This is a genomic window from Tenacibaculum sp. UWU-22, from assembly GCF_041021355.1.
Classification (GTDB): domain Bacteria; phylum Bacteroidota; class Bacteroidia; order Flavobacteriales; family Flavobacteriaceae; genus Polaribacter.
In genome coordinates this window covers 455,667-476,464 of the sequence record NZ_JBFNGP010000001.1, presented here as the reverse complement: position 1 = coordinate 476,464, position 20,798 = coordinate 455,667, and the positions used below count along the sequence as shown (strand labels likewise).

The following is a 20,798-nucleotide window of genomic DNA, read 5'->3' as shown; positions in this document are numbered from 1 at the left end:
AGATTACTTTTTAAGTAACTTTTGGGCAATTTTTTCTAGTTCGGCATACCAGTTTTCGCCAAATTTTCGAATTAAAGCTTGTTTAACAAATTTATAAATAGGTACTTGTAGTTCTTTTCCTAATGAACACGCATCGTCGCAAATTTCCCATTTATGGTAATTTACGGCAGAAAACTCATTATAATCTTGTACACGAATAGGATATAAATGGCAAGAAATAGGTTTTTTCCAGTCAATCTCACCTTGATTGTAGGCTTCTTCAATTGCGCACATTGCCGTATTTTTTTCATCAAAAATTACATAAGCACAATCTTTACCCTCAATTAAAGGGGTTTCTAACTCTCCAAAATCACTTGTAACCCAAGTGTCCTGTTGTTCAATAGCTTTTATGCCTTTTTTGCGTAAAAAAGGTTTTACTTTTGGATATATTTTTTCAAGAATTTGAGTTTCTTGTTTTTCAAGTGGTGCCCCTGCTTCACCATCAACACAACAAACGCCTTTACATGCTGAAAGATTGCATACAAATTCTTTTTCTATAATATCTTCTGAAACTATGGTTTTTCCTAATTGAAACATTGCGCAAAAATACAATTTTAATAACTATTTGTTAACTTAAGTTTTCTAATATTGCATTTTTAAACAATAGAAGAATATGGGTTTTAATTTAAAAGAAATATTTACATCTTTTATGGTATTGTTTGCTGTAATTGATATTGTTGGAAGTGTTCCTATTATTATTGATTTGCGTAAAAAAGTTGGGCATATTCAGTCTGAAAAAGCATCGGTAATTGCTGGGGTTATTATGATTTTATTTTTATTTTTAGGTCAAAGTTTGTTAACCATAATTGGCATTGATGTAAATTCTTTTGCGGTGGCTGGGTCTTTTGTGTTATTTTTTATTGCTTTAGAAATGATTTTAGGTATTACACTATATAAAGACAATGGGGGTGAAGAGGGTACAACCTCTGTGTTTCCACTAGCATTTCCTTTAATTGCAGGGCCAGGAAGTTTAACAACCTTACTTTCGTTGCGTTCAGAGTTTCGTATAGAAAATATAATTGTAGGGGTGTTATTAAATGTTATTCTTATTTATGTAGTATTAAAAACATCTTCTAAAATAGAACGGTTAATTGGTGCTGGAGGTATTAATGTTGTTCGAAAAGTATTTGGGGTAATATTACTGGCTATTTCTGTAAAATTATTTACAGCCAATATTAAAGCATTATTTTAAAAAATGTTTGATATACTAATCATTGGAGGAGGAGTATCAGGAATGCAATGTGCATTAATTTTAGGGTCGGCTAAGCATAAAGAATATGCTAAAGATAAGCGAATAGGTATTATTGCGCATCAAAAAGCCTCTCATTTGCAAGAGGCTTTGTTTAATAATGTTTTAGGATTACCACCTGAAACATCAGGAAAAAAAATTTTAGAAGAGGGAAAAAAGCAGTTACAAGAACTATATCCGCATATTGTTCAAATTGCTAACGAAAAAGTAATTTCGGTTACAGCTAATCAGCAATATTATACAGTAACAACAACTAAAAAAAAGTATACAAGCAAAGTGGTAGTGGTGGCATTAAATTATGCAAAACCTTTTACTGTTGCTGGGTTAGAAGAGTATGTTGAGCCACATCAACGAGCAAACCCTGTTAAAGATAGAATTCAGTTACGTAATCAAAATCATTTAATTAAAAAAGGCTTGTATGTTTGTGGAACCATTTCTGGTTGTAGAAGTCAGTATGCTATTGCTGCAGGAAGTGGTGCTAGTGTGGCAACCGATATTTTAACTATGTGGAATAATGCGATACCTACTAAAATTCACGATAAGATTAAAAATACTTGATTTCACAAATTATTTGTAACATCAAAAATTATATAGACAACTTGTTAAAGCAACAATAATTCATCAATTTTATTTTTAATAGAAGCGGCGTCTAACTGACAAATTTTTTGTAATTCTTCAACAGTTCCTTGCTCAATAAACGTATCGCGAATTCCCATTAATTCAATCTTATTTTTATAATTGTTTTTAGCAGCAAACTCTAAAATGGCACTGCCAAATCCGCCTTTTGTTACACCATCTTCAATAGTAATAAGGGTGCTGTAATTTTTGAAAATATGTGTTAGTAATTTTGTGTCTAAAGGTTTAACAAACTGCATGTCGTAATGACCAATTTCTACACTTTTATTACTTTGTTCAATAGCTTCGGTTACATTATTTGCAATAGTGCCTATCGATAGTATGGCAAGTTTTTTTCCTTTTTGTAAACAAATACCTTTGCCTATTTCTATTTTATTAAAGGGTAGCTGCCAATTAGAAAGCACTCCTTTGCCTCTTGGGTATCGAATAGCAATAGGTTGCTGTAAACCTAGCTGTGCAGTATATAAAATATTACGTAAAGCTATTTCATTTCTTGGAGCAAAAACAATTAAATTGGGTATGCATCGTAAAAAAGCTAAATCAAAAACGCCGTGATGGGTTGCGCCATCTTGTCCTACTAAACCAGCCCTATCTAGGCAAAAAACAACAGGTAAGTTTTGTAGTGCTACATCGTGAATAATTTGGTCGTAAGCACGTTGTATAAAAGTAGAGTAGATAGTGCAAAACGGAATAAGTCCTTGTGTTGCCATTCCAGCAGCTAAGGTAACAGCATGTTGTTCGGCAATTCCTACATCAAAGGTTCGGTTAGGGAAAGCATCCATCATATAAGTTAAAGAACTTCCTGAAAGCATTGCGGGTGTTATGGCCGTAATTTTATCGTTTTGCTTTGCTAATTCAACCAACGTTTTGCCAAAAACATCTTGATATTTTGTATAATTACTAATGGTTTTAGGAATAATATCTCCTGTTTTAGGATTAAATTTTCCAGGAGCATGGTAAACTACCTGATTTTCTTCTGCTTGACGTAATCCTTTTCCTTTAGTTGTAATTATATGCAAAAATTTAGGTCCCGTAATGTTTTTGAGTCTGTTTAATTCTGATAATAATTTATCAATGTCGTGGCCGTCAATTGGGCCAGAATAATCAAAATTTAAAGCGCTAATAATGTTGTTGTTAACGCTTTTTTTATCTTTTTTTACTTTAGTTAAATATTGTTTTAATGCACCAACAGACGGGTCTATTCCAATAGCATTATCGTTTAATATAATTAGTAAGTTAGCTTTGCTAACTCCAGCATGGTTTAAGGCTTCAAAAGCCATTCCGCTTGCTATTGAGGCATCGCCAATAATTGCAATATGTTGTTTTTTAGTATCTCCTTTTAAGTTAGAGGCAATTGCCATACCTAAAGCCGCTGAAATAGAAGTTGAAGAATGGCCAACCCCAAAAGCATCGTAAATACTTTCGCTTCTTTTTGGAAAGCCAGATATACCTCCCAGTTGTCGGTTAGTATAAAACTGGTTTTTACGTTCGGTTAAAATTTTATGAGCATAAGCTTGATGCCCTACATCCCAAACTAATAAATCGTTTGGCGTATCAAAAATATAATGTAAAGCAATGGTTAATTCTACAACTCCTAAGCTGGCTCCTAAATGCCCTTCTTTTGTGGCAATAACGGTAATAATATATTTACGTAATTCTTTTGCTAACACCTTTAATTGCTGAGGTGTTAGTTTTCGTAAATCTGTCGGATTGTTAATGTTTTCTAATAACGAGTTAACCATAGTACAAAAGTACATATTTACATCATCTGTTTTTTATAGACGCACAAAATAAAATAAAAGAAATTATAAATAAATTATACAAATGAACTTATATTTGAAAAATGATACAGCCGTTTGATGATATTTATTTTATGAAACGAGCCTTGCAAGAGGCAGAAGTTGCTTTTGGTAAAGGTGAAGTTCCGGTTGGGGCAGTAGTTGTTTTTAAAAATCAAATTATTGCTCGTGCTCATAATTTAACCGAAACGTTAAACGATGTAACAGCCCATGCTGAAATGCAAGCGTTTACTGCAGCTGCAGATTTTTTGGGCGGAAAATATTTAATTGATTGCACACTTTATGTAACATTAGAACCTTGTCAAATGTGTGCAGGGGCTAGTTATTGGACACAAATAGGTAAAATTGTTTTTGGTGCTTTTGATGCTAATCGGGGGTTTACAAATTTAAAAACAACACTGCATCCCAAAACTACGGTTGTTTCAGGAGTTTTAGAAAACGAATGTGCATTGCTTTTAAAGCGTTTTTTTATAGAAAAACGAAATTTAAACTAAGAAATTATACTTCGTTATGCCGAAAACAATCGGTAGTGTGGTCGTTTACCATCCCTGTGGCTTGCATGTGAGCATAAATAACCGTTGAACCAACAAATTTAAATCCACGTTTTTTTAAGTCTTTCGAAATACAATCTGAAAGAGGCGTTTTTGCGGGGACGTCTTGTATTTTATCAAAGCTGTTTTTAATAGGCTGGTTAGCTGCAAAATTCCATATATATTTTGAGAACGAACCAAATTCGTTTTGAATTTTTATAAATGCTTGTGCATTGGTAATGGTGGCTTTTATTTTTAATTTGTTTCTAACAATTCCTGAGTCTTGTAATAAGGCTTCATATTTTTTTTCTGAATAAGCAGCAATTTTTTTGTAATCAAAATTATCGAAGGCTTTTCTAAAATTTTCGCGTTTTTTTAAAATCGTTATCCAACTTAATCCAGCTTGAAAAGTTTCTAAAATCAAAAATTCAAAAATTTTAGCATCATCGTAAACAGGTACGCCCCATTCTTCATCGTGATATTGAATATATAGCGGGTTATTACCTACCCATGAGCATCTTGACTTCATGTATTTTTATATTTAATAAGCGGAAAATACTGTTAAAAAGCGTAATAATCAATAAAAAATAAAATAATTTTTGCAAATTTATAACGTGTTATTTTTTTAATAATGAAATCTTTTACAAGAGAGAATAAAACATTTAAGGCAAAAGCTTAACAAAAAAAGCAAATGGTTTTTGTGGCTAGTAACGTAACAGTTAAGTTGTATAAAAATGTAAAATGTTTAATTTAAAATTTAAGCCAATGAAGTTAGTAAAACAAGTAGCCCTTCTTTGTTCTTTTGGATTATTTATTTGGGCTTGTGGGTCTTCTAAAGTTAAAAATACTACAGAAAAAAAAGAAGAGCCTGTGGTTATCGCTAATGATAGCTTAGAATATGAAATAACGATAATAGATGTTGGGTTTGAAAGGTATTTAAATTCAGTAGCCAAGCCTAGAGGATATTACTCTCAAGCGTATTTAGAAAACAGAAATGCAATATATGTCTCTAATTGGAATTATAGAGCCAGAAACCCAAGCTCGTTTAATCCTAATATTTATGAAAACGAAATAGATTATAACCCAAATACCGATTATGGTTACGAAGTAAACTATAAGCTTTTTAATTATTTTGAATTTGCACAACATAAATATAGAATGAGTTTAAATGGTGCTTTAAGCCCGAGGTATTAATGGTAAAAAATAAATGTTGGTGTACTTTATTAAGTGTATATTTGTTGTTTAATTTTTTAACTCATAAAAAAAATGGCTTTTTTACGTAATTTACTAGCAGTTATATTAGGGTTTTTTATCGCACTTTTTTTATTGTTTCTTCTTTTTGCAGGGATAGGCTCTGTAATGAGCTCTCAAGAAGAAGTGGTTGTAAAACCTAATTCGGTTTTAGAAATGGATTTATCAACACCAGTAAAAGATTATGCGCCTAAAGATTCAAATCCGTTTGTTCAGGCTCTAGATTTAGTTGATGAAAAATTAGCTTTAAATAATATAATTATAGCTATTGATAATGCTAAAACCGACCCAAACATAAAAGGCATTAGTATTAAAAACACTACTATTAATGCGGGTATAGCTCAAACGCAAGCCATTAGAAATGAATTAGAAGATTTTAAAAAAAGCGGAAAATTTATTTATGCATATGCCGATGTATATGATCAAAAAAACTACTACCTGAGTTCGGTGGCAGATAGCTTATTTATAAATCCTGTTGGGCAAATTGATTTTAAAGGATTATCAACTGAAATTTTATACTATAAAGATTTTGAAGACAAATATGGTGTAAAAATGGAAGTGGTTCGACACGGAAAGTATAAAAGTGCAGTTGAGCCTTTTTTAACCAATAAAATGAGCGAAGCAAATAGAGAGCAAACCACCTCATTTTTACAATCAATTTGGTCTGAAATTATAGACGATGTTAGCCAAAGTAGAAATATAACTACTGATAAGTTAAATGCTATAGCTGATGGTTCTTTAGCAAGAAATGCTACTCTTGCAAAACAAAATAACTTAATAGATGAAGCTATTTATGAAGACCAATATGTTGCAAAAATGGAAAAGGCTACAGATAGTGATAAATTAGAAACAATAAGCATTAAAGATTATATTGCTTCAGGAAAAGGAAGAACGTCTTCGGTAGCTAAAAATAAAATCGCTGTAATTTATGCCCAAGGAGAAATTATGTATGGAAAAGGGAGTGAAGAAATAATAGGGCAAGAAATTATTAATAAAGCGCTAAAAAAAGTACGTAAAGATAAAACGGTGAAGGCTGTTGTGTTACGTGTAAACTCTCCTGGAGGGTCAGCATTAGCCTCTGAATTAATTTGGAGAGAATTAGAACTTACCAAAAAAGAAAAACCATTAGTGGTTTCTATGGGTAATTTGGCAGCTTCAGGCGGATATTATATTTCGTGTAATGCTAATAAAATTATAGCAGAACCTACTACTATTACGGGTTCTATTGGTGTTTTTGGGGCAATACCTAATGCGCATAAATTGGCAGACCAAATAGGTATTAATGCAGAGCAGGTTTCTACTAATAATGCTGCTAGTTATAGTATTTTTGAGCCAATGAATCAGAAATATTACGATGTTACTAAACAAGGTGTAGAACAAATTTATAACACTTTTGTTACTCACGTTGCTGCTGGCAGAAATATGACTTTTGAACAAGTTGATAAAATTGCCCAAGGACGAGTGTGGACAGGTAAAGAAGCCAAAGAAATTGGATTAGTTGACGAGTTAGGAGGGTTGCAAGATGCTATTGAAGAAGCAGCTAAATTAGCAGATATTGATACTTACAGAGTGCGCAACTACCCAAGTTATAAAAAAGATTTTAAAGATGTTTTTAAATTCTCTCCATTTGCAAAAGCTTCGAAACAGGAAATTATAAAAGAAGCCTTAGGCGATAAAAATTATCATTTATACAACACAATAAATAAAATGAAAACCTTAAAAGGTATTCAAGCTAGAATGCCTTTTGTATTTGAAATACAATAATTTTTTAAATATGTAACAAACTTTTAGTTTAGTTAGGTGTAACTATTATTAATTGCTTTTTACATAAGTAACAAAGCTATAATTGTAAGGGTTTTCGTTGTCGGCTTTACAATCTATTCGATTAATTTCTTTCCAGATTTTTTTATCAATTTCAGGAAAAAAAACATCTGCTTCAAAGTTTTGATGTACAATGGTAATATGTAGTTTGTCAACCAAGTTTTTTTCTAAAGCCTGTTTGTAAATTTGTGACCCGCCGATAATAAAAATTTCATCATTATTTTCTGCCATATCTATGGCTTGTTCAATAGAATTAGCAATTAAACAACCATCAATAAAATAATGGTCATTATTTGTAATAATTATGTTTGTTCTTTTAGGTAATGGTTTTCCAATACTTTCAAAAGTTCTTCGCCCCATTAAAATAGCATGCCCTGATGTTGTTTTTTTAAAATGCTTTAAATCGGCAGGCAAGTGCCAAATTAAATCGTTGTTTTTACCCAATTCGTTATCTTTTCCAATAGCGGCTATAATAGAAACCATAAATTTGTACGTTTTTTTAAACAAATGTATAAACCTGTGTATAGATTTACAAATCTATTTTTAGTTTTAAAATACCTGTTTAGATTACGGCTAAACCAAAAAACTATTATTTTTGTGTAATGCAACACACCATTGATTTTAAAGGGGCTAAAGTTAATTTTTTCGTAAAAGGAAAAGGGAGTGCTATTGTGTTATTACATGGTTTTTTAGAAAACCAAACAATGTGGAAATCTATTTCTGAAACGTTAACTAAAACCCATAAAGTTATTACTATTGATTTATTAGGGCACGGAAATACGGATTGTTTGGGCTATATACATACTATGGAGTTAATGGCAGATGCGGTTAGTGCTGTTTTAAAACATTTACGCATTAGACGTTTTATTGTTGTGGGTCACTCAATGGGAGGCTACGTTGCTTTAGCTCTTGCCGAAAAAAATATCGAGAAAATAAAAGGCTTTTGTTTGTTAAACTCTACTTCGTATGCCGATGATGAAGAACGAAAAAAATTAAGAGCTAAAGCCAATAAATTGATACCTAAAAATTTTGAAAACATGGTTCGTATTTCTTTTCTTAATTTATTTACACAACAAAGTCGAAAAGTGTATAAAGAAACTATTTCACGAGTTTTAAAAGAGGCTTTAAAAACGCCGTTACAAGGCTATATGGCATGTCAAGAAGGAATGCGAGAAAGACCTAGTAGAAATGATGTGCTTAAACAATTATCTTGTGAAAAGTTATTAATTATAGGTAAAAAAGACCCAGTATTAAATTTTGAGACTTCGTTACAAGAAGCAATAGATGCCAATGCAAATAGTGTTGTTTTGTCAAACGGACATATGAGTCATATTGAAGATGAAAATGAGTTGATACTAGCCTTACAAACATTTGTAAAAAAGTGCTAAAAAACATACTCCATACCCAAAACAATACCGCCAATAGGTTGGTTTCCTAGTTGATAATTATGATATCCTGTATAAATTGCAGTGTTTTTTAAATGGTATTTTAACTGTGATTTAAAAACATCAATGGTATTATGGTTAATAAAACTTTGTTTCCACGAAACGTGTAAACTTATCGGTTTTATAGGGTATATCTCTGTTCCTAAGGCATAACTAAAGCCAATGGTGTTTACTTGATTACCTGCATAAGTGGCTCCTAATCCCCACCAAAAACTAATATAGTTTTCTCTAATTCGATAATAATTTGCCATAACAGAAACAATATTAAAATTTTCGTTATGGTTAAATGTTGCCTCAGAAAAATAGAGGTAAGATACATCTATTCCAACAAGTGGAATGGGTTTAAAAAGTGCAGTTGTTTCAATTCCTTTTACAGTATTAAACAAATAATTACTCCCTAGTTTAAAACTACTTCGTTTTGTTTTGTCAGAAAAATGAGTAGTATATTCTCCATAATCGTTGTAATATGGATATGGATTTAATTCTCGCCATTCTGCTCTACCACTAACCAAACCAACGGTACTGTAAAAAATAACATTACCAAAAATTTTAACAAAAGGATTGGCAGCCTCATCAGTGTTATTGATAGATGAGTTGTTAGATTTACGATAGGTAACTTTTGTGTTTTTTGTAAAAGAGCGCTCCGTTTTTTGTTTTGATAAACTTTTTTTTGCGTTTTTTAATTTTTCTTGAGAAAAAGCCAAAGAAGAAAGTAGTAGTAAAGAAAAAAGAAGTTGTTTCAATATTAATAAGGTTTAGTCTTTCAAGGCATTCCAACCTTGAGCTTTTAATTCAATTTCTTGATTAGCACGGGTAACTAAATTCATGCCTTGGTTTTTTTCGGTAATGTGCCCAATTACGGTTAGGTTTGGATTTCCTTTTATTTTTTCATAATCGTTAATAGATACCGTAAATAGCAATTCATAATCTTCACCTCCGCTTAATGCTACCATGGTAGAATCGATATTAAACTCTTCGCAAGTAGAAATTACTTGAGGGTCGAGAGGTAACTTATCTTCGTAAATTTTACAACCCACATTACTTTGCGAACAAATATGCATGATTTCAGATGATAAGCCGTCTGATATATCAATCATTGAAGTAGGTTTTACCGTCAATTCTTTTAAAATTTTAATAACATCTTTACGAGCTTCGGGTTTTAATTGTCGTTCAATAATATAACTGTAAGCATCTAAATCAGGTTGATTGTTAGGGTTTACTTTAAACACTTGTTTTTCGCGTTCTAAAACTTGCAACCCTAAATAAGCACCGCCTAAATCGCCTGAAACCACAATTAAATCGGTTGGCTTTGCTCCGTCGCGGTATACAATATCTTTTGGGTTAGCAGTTCCGATAGCAGTAATAGATAGCAACATTCCTTTAGTAGACGAAGTGGTGTCGCCCCCAACTAAATCTACCTTATAGGTTTCGCATGCTAATTGAATACCAGCATATAATTGCTCTAAAGCCTCTAAACTAAAACGATTAGAAACGGCAATAGAAACCGTAATTTGCTCGGCAATACCATTCATAGCATATACATCTGATAAATTTACTATTACAGCCTTATACCCTAGGTGTTTTAATGGCATATAACTTAAGTCGAAATGAACCCCTTCAACTAATAAATCAGTAGTAATTAGCGTTTCTTTTTCTTTTGATGAAATTACGGCACAATCATCACCAATAGCTTTTTTTGTAGTGCTATTAATTGTAGTAAAGTATTTGGTTAAATGCCTAATTAATCCAAATTCTCCTAATTCAGATAATGAGGTTTTTTCTTGGTTTTTATCTTCTAACATCTTGCAAAGATAGATACTCGAAAGTAAAAACCTATTAGGCTATAAAGTTTATTAATACTAAAAGTAAAAAAAAATCAAAATTTGTCATTATCTTTGCAAATAATTTAGATTTAATCTATTTAAACGATGATAAAAGTTTCGAACACAGCGAAAAAGAAAGTTATTGAGTTGATGACAGATGAAGGTTTTGATGTTACAACTGATTTTGTTCGTGTAGGGGTAAAAAGTGGCGGTTGTTCAGGCTTATCATATGACTTAAGTTTTGATAAGACACAACAAGATAACGATAAAATTTTTGAAGATAACAACATAAAGATAGTTATTGATAAAAAGAGTTTTTTGTATTTGGCAGGTACTACTCTAGAATATTCTGGCGGGTTAAATGGTAAAGGTTTTGTGTTTAATAACCCTAATGCCAATAGAACTTGCGGGTGTGGTGAGAGTTTTTCGCTTTAGTTTAAAAGTAGAAAAGAGTATTACGGATGTATGAAAAAATTAAATAGTAGAACAATACCCAAAGAATACAAAAATAGTAATTGCTATTAAAATAATTTAATGGTATTCTAAATTTGTTTATGAGTAAAAAAACAAGCAAGATTGATAACATTTTTTAAATTTTCAATCTTTTAATAATTATGGCTAAATATACTGAAGACGATTTAAGAGAAGAGTTAAAAACCAAAGAATACGAATATGGTTTTTATACCGATATTGAAAGTGAAACATTTCCTAACGGGTTAAATGAAGATATCGTACGCGCTATTTCTAAAAAGAAAAATGAGCCTGAATGGATGACCAAATGGCGTTTAGAGGCTTTTAGAATTTGGGAGAAAATGGAAGAACCTGAATGGGCAAATATTACGTATCAAAAGCCTAAATTTCAAGAAATATCGTATTATTCGGCTCCCAAAAAGAAACCTAAATTAAATAGCCTAGATGAGGTAGACCCAGAATTATTGGCAACCTTTAAAAAGTTAGGAATTTCGTTAGAAGAGCAAAAACGATTAGCTAATGTAGCCGTTGATATTGTAATGGATTCTGTTTCAGTAGCCACTACTTTTAAAGAAACGTTGGCAGAAAAAGGAATTATTTTTATGCCCATTTCTGAAGCTATTCAAAAACACCCAGAACTAATTAAAAAATATATAGGTTCAGTAGTGCCTCCAACAGACAATTTTTATGCGGCTTTAAATTCGGCAGTGTTTTCAGATGGATCGTTTTGCTACATTCCTAAAGGGGTTCGTTGCCCAATGGAATTATCAACGTATTTTAGAATTAATGAAGGAGGAACGGGGCAGTTCGAAAGAACGTTGGTTATTGCCGATAAAGAGAGTTATGTTTCGTATCTTGAAGGGTGTACAGCACCACAACGAGATGAAAATCAATTACACGCGGCCGTTGTTGAATTGATTGCTTTAGATGATGCTGAAATAAAATATTCAACGGTACAAAACTGGTTTCCAGGCGATAGTGAAGGTAAAGGAGGGGTTTTTAATTTTGTAACCAAAAGAGGATTGTGCGAAACCAATGCTAAAATTTCTTGGACACAAGTAGAAACAGGGTCGGCAATTACATGGAAATACCCAAGTTGTGTGTTAAAAGGAAATAATTCAGTAGGTGAGTTTTATTCAATTGCAGTAACCAATAATCATCAACAGGCAGATACAGGAACTAAGATGATTCATTTAGGTAAAAACACCAAGTCAACAATTATTTCAAAAGGCATTTCAGCAGGTAAATCGCAAAATAGCTATCGAGGATTAGTACAAATTAATTCTAGGGCAGAAAATGCACGTAATTTTTCTCAATGCGACTCATTGTTAATGGGTAATGAATGCGGTGCACATACTTTTCCGTATATCGAAGCAAAAAATAAATCGGCTCAAATAGAGCACGAAGCAACAACTAGTAAAATTGGGGAAGATCAATTATTTTACTGTAATCAACGTGGTATTGATACCGAAAAAGCGATTGCTTTAATTGTTAACGGATTTAGCAAAGAAGTGCTTAATAAATTACCAATGGAATTTGCTGTTGAAGCCCAAAAACTATTAGAAATCTCGTTAGAAGGATCTGTAGGATAAGTAAAAAGGTTAAAGAATTATCGATAGAGCTTAGTCATATAATCTTTTATTTTCAGTTTTTTTTGACTTTCCTCTTTAAATAAAATTACAATTATAAAAATGCTTATAGCGAAAGCTAAAGCCAATAACATCAGAAAAATGTTAAAAATAGAAAATTTACACGCGTCAGTAGAAGAAAAATCAATTTTAAAAGGATTAGATTTAGAAGTAAAAGCAGGTGAAATTCATGCAATAATGGGGCCTAATGGTGCTGGTAAAAGTACCTTAGCCAATGTTATTGCGGGTAAAGAAGATTATGAAGTAACGCAAGGAAATATAGAACTTGAAGGAGAAAATATTGGCGAGTTAGCCCCTGAAGAAAGAGCGCATAAAGGCGTGTTTTTATCGTTTCAATACCCAGTAGAAATTCCTGGGGTTACGGTTACTAACTTTATAAAAACAGCCATTAACGAATCTCGTAAGGCAAAAGGTTTAGAAGAAATGCCTGCGAAAGATATGTTGAAAAAAATTCGTGAAAAATCAGAATTATTAGAAATTAATCGAAAGTTTTTATCTCGTTCGTTAAATGTAGGCTTTTCTGGTGGAGAAAAGAAGCGAAATGAAATTTTTCAAATGGCAATGTTAGAACCTAAATTAGCCATTTTAGACGAAACCGATTCTGGTTTAGATATTGATGCCTTACGTATTGTTGCAAATGGTGTAAACAAACTAAAATCTAAAGAAAATGCAGTAATTGTAATTACCCATTACCAACGGTTGTTAGATTATATTGTTCCAGATTTTGTACATGTTTTACACGATGGAAAAATTGTTAAAACTGGCGATGCTTCTTTAGCATTAGAGTTAGAGAAAAAAGGATACGATTGGATTAAAGAAGAGGTAAATAGTTAAAATCTAAATCTTGAAAATAGAAAGTTAAAAGCGTTTTTTTACCGCATAAAGCTTTCTAAACTACAGAATAATGGAATTAAAAGAAAAAATAGTATCATCATACGTAGCTTTTGAAAACCGAATGAATATTAATAATGATATTCATGAAATAAGAACCAAAGCCCTCCAAAATTTTGAAGAATTAGGTTTTCCTACTAAAAAACTAGAAGATTGGAAATACACTTCATTGGCTTCAATTTTGAAACACGATTATAGTATTTTTCCTAAAGCCGAAGAAGTTGTTGAATTGGCTGATGTAAAACAATATTTTATAGATGATATAGATACGTATAAAATTGTGTTTGTTGATGGTAAATACAATTCGTTTTTATCAGATACCACACATGACGGAAAAGATATATGTTTGTTATCGGCTGCTTTTACTAAAGCTAAATATAAACCAGTAATAGAAAACTATTTTAACAAAATAGCTAAACAAGATAATTTAACTTCGTTAAACACAGCTTTTGTTACAGAAGGGGCGTATATTTATATACCTAAAAATGTTGAGGTAGAAAAACCAATACAAATTATTCATCTTGCTACTGGTAAAGAAAATGCAACTTTGTTACAACCTCGAAATTTAATTGTATTAGAGCAAAATGCTCATGTGCAAATTATTGAACGTTACCAAAGTTTACACGATCATGCTGTATTAACTAATTCGGTTACCGAAATATTTCTTAATAACCATGCAACGGTAGATTATTACAAAATACAGAACGATACCTATAATGCCTCATTAGTTGATAATACCTATGTAGAACAGCAAAAAGAGAGTACTTGTGCAGTACATACTTTTTCATTTGGAGGAAATATAACACGTAATAATCTTAATTTTTACCAAAAAGGAACTCACGTAAATTCTATTTTAAAAGGAATTACAATTACTGAAGGCAAACAACATATTGATCATCATACTTTAGTACATCATACAGAGCCAAATTGTGAAAGCCATCAAGATTATAAAGGAATTTTTGATGCGCGTTCTACAGGTGTTTTTAACGGAAAAGTAATTGTTGAAAAAGAAGCGCAAAAAACAAATGCGTATCAACAAAATAATAATGTTTTAGTTAGCGATAAAGCAACAATTAATGCTAAACCACAATTAGAAATTTTTGCAGATGATGTAAAGTGTTCGCATGGTTGTACTATTGGTCAATTAGATGAACAAGCCCTTTTTTATATGCAACAACGCGGTATACCTAAAAAAGAAGCGAAAGCCTTGTTAATGTATGCTTTTGCCAATACAGTTTTAGAAAGTGTAAAAATACCGCAAGTAAAATCTAGAATTACGAAGTTAATTGCTAAAAAACTAAATGTTAATATTGGGTTTGATTTATAAACTCAAGTGGTATTTCAGATAGTTTTAATTGGCTAGTTTGTTAGTTCTCTAAAAAGGTTTTCTAAGTTTTTGTTTTCGGTATTTAACCCAAGAATTTTTAACCCATTTTCTTGAGCAAAGTCAAAAATTATTGGACGCATATCATCTACAGTATTAAAAGTAAGTACCCAATTGTTTTCGATTGTGTTTTTTAATTCGACAATGTTAGGTAGTTGTTGTAAAAATTGTTCTTCAATTTTATAATCAAAAGTTACTTTTAGTATTTGTTCGTTATGTTGTTTCAGTTGGTTTATAGGTTTGTCTAAAACAATTTTTCCCTGATTTAAAATAATTACTCGATCACACATGGCTTCTACTTCTTGCATAATGTGTGTTGACAATAAAACGGTTTTGTTTTTTCCTAGTTGTTTAATTAATTGACGAATTTCTACTAATTGATTTGGGTCTAAACCTGTAGTGGGTTCGTCTAAAATTAATACATCGGGGTCGTGTAAAATAGCAGCTGCTAAACCTACTCTTTGTCGGTATCCTTTAGATAATTGTTCTATTTTTTTATGAGCTTCAATAGCTAATCCTACTTGCTCTATAACTTGATTAACCTTGGCTTTTTCAACCTGATATAATGCCGCCTGAAACTGTAAATATTCACGAACGTACATTTCTTTATATAGTGGATTGTGTTCGGGTAAATAACCTATTTTTTGTTGTGCTTTTATAGGATTACTTGAAACGGGTATTTTATTTACATAAGCACTACCTTCAGAGGGTTTAATATAACCCGTAATAATTTTTATAGTGGTAGATTTACCAGCTCCATTAGGGCCTAAAAAACCAACAATTTCTCCTTTTTTTATAGTAAAAGAAATAATGTCTATTGCTTTTTGATTTTGATAGTACTTAGAAAGAGCGGTTACTTTTATAGACATGTTTTTTAAGTTGTTTAATATTTAGCTAACGTAGTTTATTGTAAATATATATAATTGTAGTATTAATTTTTATTTAATACTATAAATTAAATAATTTGAAGTAGTCTTTTTAATTTTAATAGACTGATTATAAAAATAAAAAAAACCTGCTGTTTTTTGGTAACAGCAGGTTTTTTCATGTATTAAGTGTAATTTTTTTAGAACCCTAATTTTGTTTTTACAGCACTGTATAAGTCTTCTCCTTTGTCAAAAACTAACAAGCCTTTTCCTGGGCTAGCATCTAATACATAAACAACACCTTTTTCTGCAGCAACAGCTTTAATCGCATCTTCTGCTTTTTTTAGAATAGGACCTAATTTAGATTGGTATTTTTTCTGCATTTCTTGAGAGGCAGATTGTTGAGCTTGATATACTCTGTTTCTGTCTTGTTGTACTTCTGCAGATCTTTTTTGGTTTTCTTCTAAAGTTTGTGTTTTTCCTTCGGCTTCGTATTTTTTTATTTTAGCTTCTAGTTTTGTAACCATTGCATCAATATCGTCTTTATAGGTTTTGTTTAACCTTTCTAACTCTGCTTTTAACGATTTTGTTTCAGGCATTTCAGCTAGTAATTTATCAGTATCAATATGAGCAATTTTTTGCGCATATGATACACTAGCGATACCTAAAATTGCAATTAATAATAGAATTTTAAAATGTTTCATTTCTTTTGTTTTAATTATAATTTATTTGTTTTACTCTCCGTCTTTTTTTTCTTTTTCTGCTGCTTTTTTCTTTATAGCTTCCTCTCTAGCTTTTTTTAGTGCTGCTTTTTTTTCTTCTAGTAATTTTCTTTTTTCTTCACGTTTTTTTAAACGGTCTTGCTTTATTTTTTCAATTTGCTGTTTTTTTGCTTCTTGTTCAGCTAGTTTTTTGTCTTTTAAAGCTTGTTTAGCTTCAATTTGTTTTTTTTGCTGTTCACTTAATTGGTTCGTGGCTGCAGCAGCCTTTTTTTCTTCTAATTGATCTTTTTTGTCTTGCCTTTTTCTATCAACATTTATTGTTTTTAAAACCAAGTCGCTAATATCGTATTTTTTATTAGAATATAGCATAACTAAATCACTCGATTTATCAAAAACAAAATCATACTTCTTACGTGCGGCAATGTCTTGAATTGCATTATAAACTTGATCTTGCACAGGTTGTACTAATTGCTTTCTTAAGTTGTACATATTGCCTTGAGGACCAAAATATTGCATTTCTAACTTTCTTAATTCTTGTTGTTTAATATCAATATCTTCTTCGCGCTCGTCTATTAAATTTTTGGTTAAAATTGCTTTGTCATTTGCTAAATCAGTTTTTAGCACTTCAATATCACGTGCCTTTTTATCTAATTCGTTACGCCATTTTTCAACTTTTGAATTTAACGAGTTTTGTGCGTCAAGATATTCAGGAACATTTTCTAAAATATAGTCCATATCTATATAAGCAACTTGTTGTGCCTTTTGTGCACTAATAAGTGTAACAGTAAGTATAAGAACGATTGATAAAATTTGTTTTTTCATCTTTATATTTAGTATTAAGAAAAAACCGTGCCAAAAAAACGGTTTGCTTACAAATATACTGTTTTCTTAGAACTGTCTTCCAATTATAAAATGTGTTTGCCAACCAGATTTTTCTGTTTTTCCTGGTAATGGATCAAAGCCGTAACCAAAATCAATACCTAATAAACCAAATGCTGGCATAAAAACACGAACGCCGAAACCAGCAGATCGTTTTAATATAAACGGATTAAAAGTGCTAAAATTGCGATACGAATTACCTGCTTCTAAAAAGCCTAATGTGTAAATAGAAGCCGCAGGTTTATCGGTAATAGAATATCGTAATTCTAGCTGAAATTTATTGTATATAGAACCACCATCTATTGATGAAAGCCGATTGTTTTCGTATCCTCTTAAACCAATGGTTTCTCTTCCGTCTAATTGCCCTTGAGCAATTCCATCACCCCCAACAAAATAACGTTCTACAGGAGGTAACCCTAATGTTTTGTTATATGAACCTAAATATCCTAATTCAAAATTAGACATTAATGCTAATTTTTTTGCTAGAGCGGTGTACCATTTTCCTTTGGCTGAAATTTTATAATATTCTAACCATTTGTATTGTTGTGCTAACCAGTTTCTTCTAGCTTCTGGAGTTAAATTAGCTGGTTCGCTATAGTTTTTTCCATTTACTGCAGAGTAAGGAAAGGTAGCTTTACCCGTAATTGAAAACTGAGACCCATAGGTAGGAAATATTAAACTGGGACCTGCAGAATTTCGACTAAACGTAATATTATAGGCTAGGTTATTTAGATTTCCTTTATTTAAAACATTATTAGACGAACCTACGGTGTATGGATAGTCATGCAAATCTATTCTTTGATAGGTAATGCTTTGTGATAATTGAAAATAATCATCAGGCCATTGTAAACGTTTACCTAGCCCAAGAGAAGCTCCGAGAATATTTATGTATTGGCTTTTATTTACATCGTACGAATAATAATCGTATCGGTATTGTTTTGAAGAGTAAATGGCTGCAGAAAAAGATTGAGGTGTTCTACCGCCTAACCAAGGCTCTGTAAATGAAAAACTATAGGTTTCGTATGATCTACTGGCTTGTAAACGGAGCGATAATTTTTGACCATCACCCATTGGTAAAGGTGTGTAGGCTTCTTTTTTAAAGATATTTCGCATTGAAAAATTATTAAAAGATAAGCCTAAAGTACCAATAAAAGAGCCTCCACCGTAACCGCCTTGTAATTCTACTTGACTAGCTCCTTTTTCGACTACTGAAAAATCAATGTCGGTAGTTTTATCGTTGTAATTGGGTTTTACATCAGGGGTTACATTAGAGTCAAAAAAACCAAGTTGTCCTATTTCTCGGATAGAGCGGATAATATTTTCACGCGAAAATAAATCGCCAGGTTTTACTCTGAGCTCTCTATATATTACATGGTCGTTAGTTTTGTCGTTGCCTAAAACAGTTACTTTTCTAATAGTTGCTGGGTCGTCTTCTCTAATGCGGACTTCAACGGTTATAGAATCATTTTGTACTTTAGTTTCAACTGCATTTACTTGTGAAAATAAATATCCACTATTGTGATATAAGGTTTGAATATCTTGTGAGTCTGGGGAGCCATCGCCAGAAATACGTTCTTTTAGTACTTTTCCGTTATAGATATCTCCTTTATCAATTCTTAAAAAGCTGTTTAATTGCTCGTCGGTATATTTTTTATTTCCAATAAATAAGATATCGCCAAAGCGGTATTGACGCCCTTCTTCTAAATCAATTTCTAGGTTGATTGTATTATCGTTGTTCCAAGTAAGTTTGTCATTTAAAATACGCGCATCGCGGTAGCCTTTTTCGCTATATTTTTCTAAGATGCTTTCTAAGTCTTTTTTATAATTTTCTTGAATGTATTTTGATGATTTCCAAAAGCGTCCAAAAAATTTACGTTTGGTGTTTTTCATGGCTCCACGTAGTTTTTTATCGCTTAAGGCTTTGTTGCCTATAAAGGTTATTTTTTTCACTTTAATACGACTGCCTTTGTCGATATGAATGTTCATGTCAACAGCATTTGTATTGGTTGTGTCTTTTTGAGTGTTTAGAGAAACTTTGGTTTTTAAAAAGCCTTTGTCGGTATATTTTTTTTTCAGGTAGTTTTTAGAGGTAACAATAAGGTTTTCGGTAACCATAGCTCCTTTTTTTAAGTCAGTTTCTTTAAGTAAGTCTTTTGTTTTAGAACTGCTAATGCCGGTTACTTTTATGTTGTTTAGTTGAGGGAGTTCAACAACTTTAAACTCTAGATAAACGGTATCTCCATCAATTTTAGAAAGGTATACTTCTACCTCGCTAAATTGTTTGCTGTCATACAATTTTTTAATAGCACTAGTTAATTTGTCGCCAGGTAATTTTATCGTCTGTCCGTTTTGTAATCCTGTAAAAACTTTTACGGTTGCTTCGCTAAATTTTTGTAATCCAGTTACGGTAATTCCGCCTAAAATATATTCTTTTCCTTTATCGAAAGAAGAATTGTTTTTTGAGATAGAGTCTTTAGAAACGATGAGCTCTTGGTTATTTTTTGTCGAAACACTATCTTTAGGAGTATCTTGAGCTTGTAGTTTTGCGCTTAAGGCAATAAAAAGTAATACTATTAAAAATGATTTTTTATTCATCATTGTCTGTAATCTGTTCGCTTGTTTTTCCAAATCTTCGTTCTCTGTTCTGATAATCAATTATTGCATTAAATAGGTTTTCTTCTCTAAAATCAGGCCATAACACATCTGTAAAATAGAGTTCTGCGTATGCTATTTGCCATAATAAAAAATTACTTATTCTTTGTTCGCCGCTGGTTCTGATTAACAAATCAACGTCGGGCAAATTAAACGTATATAAATGATTATTTATAATTTTTTCGTCTATTTTTTTTATATCTAGTTTGTTATTAACAACTTTTTTAGATATGTTTTTGATTGCGTTAACAATTTCTTCACGAGAACCGTAACTTAAAGCAAAGGTTAGTGTAATTTTTTTATTGTTTTTTGTTTCATTGATTACTTTTTCTAAAATATTTTGTGCTTTTGTAGGTAAACTACTAAGGTTACCAATAGCATTTACTTTAACGCTTTTTCGCTGAAATTCAGGTAATTCTTTTACTAAAGAAGTAACTAATAAATTCATTAGTGCATCTACCTCTAATTTAGGCCTGTTCCAATTTTCGGTAGAAAAAGCGTAAAGCGTTAAAAATTTAACACCAATTTTAGAAGCGGCAGTAGTAGATTGCCGAACAGCAGTTAGGGCATTTCGATGACCAAAAATACGCTGCATTCCTTTTTTTTTGGCCCAACGACCGTTACCATCCATAATAATGGCAATATGATTAGGAATTTTATGTTGTAGAATTTGTAGTTTTTTATCCATATA

Annotated in this window: 21 protein-coding genes; 10 read left to right on the top strand and 11 right to left on the bottom strand. The window is 31.6% G+C overall.

Annotated features, from left to right (window positions below; translation table 11 throughout):
- Positions 1-3 precede the first annotated feature (3 nt).
- A complete protein-coding gene (locus AB2B44_RS02200; RefSeq protein ID WP_369047914.1) occupies positions 4-576 on the bottom strand; it encodes a DUF3109 family protein in 573 nt (190 codons plus the stop codon).
- Positions 577-652: 76 nt separating this feature from the next.
- Here AB2B44_RS02200 and AB2B44_RS02195 point away from each other — a divergent pair, with 76 nt between their 5' ends.
- Both AB2B44_RS02195 and AB2B44_RS02190 read left to right on the top strand, forming a co-directional pair.
- A complete protein-coding gene (locus AB2B44_RS02195) occupies positions 653-1,231 on the top strand; it encodes a MarC family protein (RefSeq protein WP_369047913.1) in 579 nt (192 codons plus the stop codon).
- Positions 1,232-1,234: 3 nt separating this feature from the next.
- A complete protein-coding gene (locus tag AB2B44_RS02190) occupies positions 1,235-1,846 on the top strand; it encodes an FAD-dependent oxidoreductase (protein WP_369047912.1) in 612 nt (203 codons plus the stop codon).
- Positions 1,847-1,890: 44 nt separating this feature from the next.
- Here AB2B44_RS02190 and AB2B44_RS02185 read toward each other — a convergent pair whose 3' ends face one another.
- Positions 1,891-3,666, bottom strand: coding sequence for a 1-deoxy-D-xylulose-5-phosphate synthase (locus tag AB2B44_RS02185; RefSeq protein WP_369048516.1), 1,776 nt, complete (start codon positions 3,664-3,666; stop codon positions 1,891-1,893).
- Positions 3,667-3,767: 101 nt separating this feature from the next.
- Here AB2B44_RS02185 and AB2B44_RS02180 point away from each other — a divergent pair, with 101 nt between their 5' ends.
- A complete protein-coding gene (locus tag AB2B44_RS02180) occupies positions 3,768-4,217 on the top strand; it encodes a nucleoside deaminase (RefSeq protein ID WP_369047911.1) in 450 nt (149 codons plus the stop codon).
- A gap of 4 nt (positions 4,218-4,221) precedes the next feature.
- On the opposite strand, the gene AB2B44_RS02175 is transcribed toward AB2B44_RS02180, so the two are convergent.
- Positions 4,222-4,782, bottom strand: coding sequence for a DNA-3-methyladenine glycosylase I (locus AB2B44_RS02175; RefSeq protein ID WP_369047910.1), 561 nt, complete (start codon positions 4,780-4,782; stop codon positions 4,222-4,224).
- Between the two features lie 236 nt (positions 4,783-5,018).
- Between AB2B44_RS02175 and AB2B44_RS02170 the strand changes: the two genes are divergently transcribed.
- Together AB2B44_RS02170 and sppA are read left to right on the top strand one after the other, a co-directional pair.
- Positions 5,019-5,447 (top strand): DUF6146 family protein, encoded by a 429-nt coding sequence (locus AB2B44_RS02170; protein WP_369047909.1) that lies wholly within the window; start codon positions 5,019-5,021, stop codon positions 5,445-5,447.
- Positions 5,448-5,519: 72 nt separating this feature from the next.
- Positions 5,520-7,268 (top strand): signal peptide peptidase SppA, encoded by a 1,749-nt coding sequence (gene sppA, locus AB2B44_RS02165; RefSeq protein ID WP_369047908.1) that lies wholly within the window; start codon positions 5,520-5,522, stop codon positions 7,266-7,268.
- A 48-nt stretch (positions 7,269-7,316) separates the two neighbouring features.
- On the opposite strand, the gene AB2B44_RS02160 is transcribed toward sppA, so the two are convergent.
- Positions 7,317-7,808, bottom strand: a complete 492-nt coding sequence (locus AB2B44_RS02160; protein WP_369047907.1) for a dihydrofolate reductase — start codon at positions 7,806-7,808, stop codon at positions 7,317-7,319.
- 119 nt (positions 7,809-7,927) lie between these two features.
- Here AB2B44_RS02160 and AB2B44_RS02155 point away from each other — a divergent pair, with 119 nt between their 5' ends.
- Positions 7,928-8,713: an alpha/beta fold hydrolase gene (locus tag AB2B44_RS02155; RefSeq protein WP_369047906.1), complete on the top strand. Its 786-nt coding sequence runs from the start codon at positions 7,928-7,930 to the stop codon at positions 8,711-8,713.
- Here AB2B44_RS02155 and AB2B44_RS02150 read toward each other — a convergent pair.
- Together AB2B44_RS02150 and thiL are read right to left on the bottom strand one after the other, a co-directional pair.
- Positions 8,710-9,513 (bottom strand): hypothetical protein, encoded by an 804-nt coding sequence (locus AB2B44_RS02150; RefSeq protein WP_369047905.1) that lies wholly within the window; start codon positions 9,511-9,513, stop codon positions 8,710-8,712. The two genes, AB2B44_RS02155 and AB2B44_RS02150, sit on opposite strands and share 4 nt — an antisense overlap.
- A 12-nt stretch (positions 9,514-9,525) precedes the next feature.
- Positions 9,526-10,572 (bottom strand): thiamine-phosphate kinase, encoded by a 1,047-nt coding sequence (gene thiL / locus AB2B44_RS02145; protein WP_369047904.1) that lies wholly within the window; start codon positions 10,570-10,572, stop codon positions 9,526-9,528.
- 126 nt (positions 10,573-10,698) lie between these two features.
- Here thiL and AB2B44_RS02140 point away from each other — a divergent pair, with 126 nt between their 5' ends.
- The 4 genes from AB2B44_RS02140 (at position 10,699) to sufD (ending at position 14,931) form a co-directional block, all read left to right on the top strand.
- On the top strand, positions 10,699-11,028 hold the full coding sequence (locus AB2B44_RS02140; RefSeq protein ID WP_369047903.1) for a HesB/IscA family protein: 330 nt from the start codon (positions 10,699-10,701) through the stop codon (positions 11,026-11,028).
- A gap of 179 nt (positions 11,029-11,207) precedes the next feature.
- Positions 11,208-12,656 carry a Fe-S cluster assembly protein SufB gene (gene sufB / locus AB2B44_RS02135; RefSeq protein WP_369047902.1) on the top strand — a complete coding sequence of 483 codons (1,449 nt, stop codon included), beginning with the start codon at positions 11,208-11,210 and terminating at the stop codon, positions 12,654-12,656.
- A gap of 138 nt (positions 12,657-12,794) precedes the next feature.
- Positions 12,795-13,547, top strand: a complete 753-nt coding sequence (sufC, locus tag AB2B44_RS02130; RefSeq protein WP_369048515.1) for a Fe-S cluster assembly ATPase SufC — start codon at positions 12,795-12,797, stop codon at positions 13,545-13,547.
- A 70-nt stretch (positions 13,548-13,617) separates the two neighbouring features.
- Entirely contained in the window at positions 13,618-14,931 is a 1,314-nt protein-coding gene (gene sufD, locus AB2B44_RS02125) for a Fe-S cluster assembly protein SufD (protein ID WP_369047901.1), read from the top strand.
- Positions 14,932-14,963: 32 nt separating this feature from the next.
- On the opposite strand, the gene gldA is transcribed toward sufD, so the two are convergent.
- The 5 genes from gldA to AB2B44_RS02100 all read right to left on the bottom strand — a co-directional run bounded on the left by gldA (position 14,964) and on the right by AB2B44_RS02100 (position 20,795).
- Positions 14,964-15,857, bottom strand: coding sequence for a gliding motility-associated ABC transporter ATP-binding subunit GldA (gene gldA, locus AB2B44_RS02120; protein ID WP_369047900.1), 894 nt, complete (start codon positions 15,855-15,857; stop codon positions 14,964-14,966).
- Between the two features lie 197 nt (positions 15,858-16,054).
- A complete protein-coding gene (locus AB2B44_RS02115) occupies positions 16,055-16,558 on the bottom strand; it encodes an OmpH family outer membrane protein (RefSeq protein ID WP_369047899.1) in 504 nt (167 codons plus the stop codon).
- Positions 16,559-16,588: 30 nt separating this feature from the next.
- The gene (locus AB2B44_RS02110; RefSeq protein WP_369047898.1) at positions 16,589-17,398 is read right to left on the bottom strand and encodes an OmpH family outer membrane protein; all 810 of its coding nucleotides are present in this window, start codon (positions 17,396-17,398) and stop codon (positions 16,589-16,591) included.
- A 66-nt stretch (positions 17,399-17,464) separates the two neighbouring features.
- Positions 17,465-20,053: an outer membrane protein assembly factor BamA gene (gene bamA, locus AB2B44_RS02105; RefSeq protein ID WP_369047897.1), complete on the bottom strand. Its 2,589-nt coding sequence runs from the start codon at positions 20,051-20,053 to the stop codon at positions 17,465-17,467.
- Positions 20,043-20,795, bottom strand: coding sequence for an isoprenyl transferase (locus AB2B44_RS02100; protein WP_369047896.1), 753 nt, complete (start codon positions 20,793-20,795; stop codon positions 20,043-20,045). The genes bamA and AB2B44_RS02100 overlap by 11 nt, the downstream gene beginning before the upstream one ends.
- Positions 20,796-20,798 lie beyond the last annotated feature (3 nt).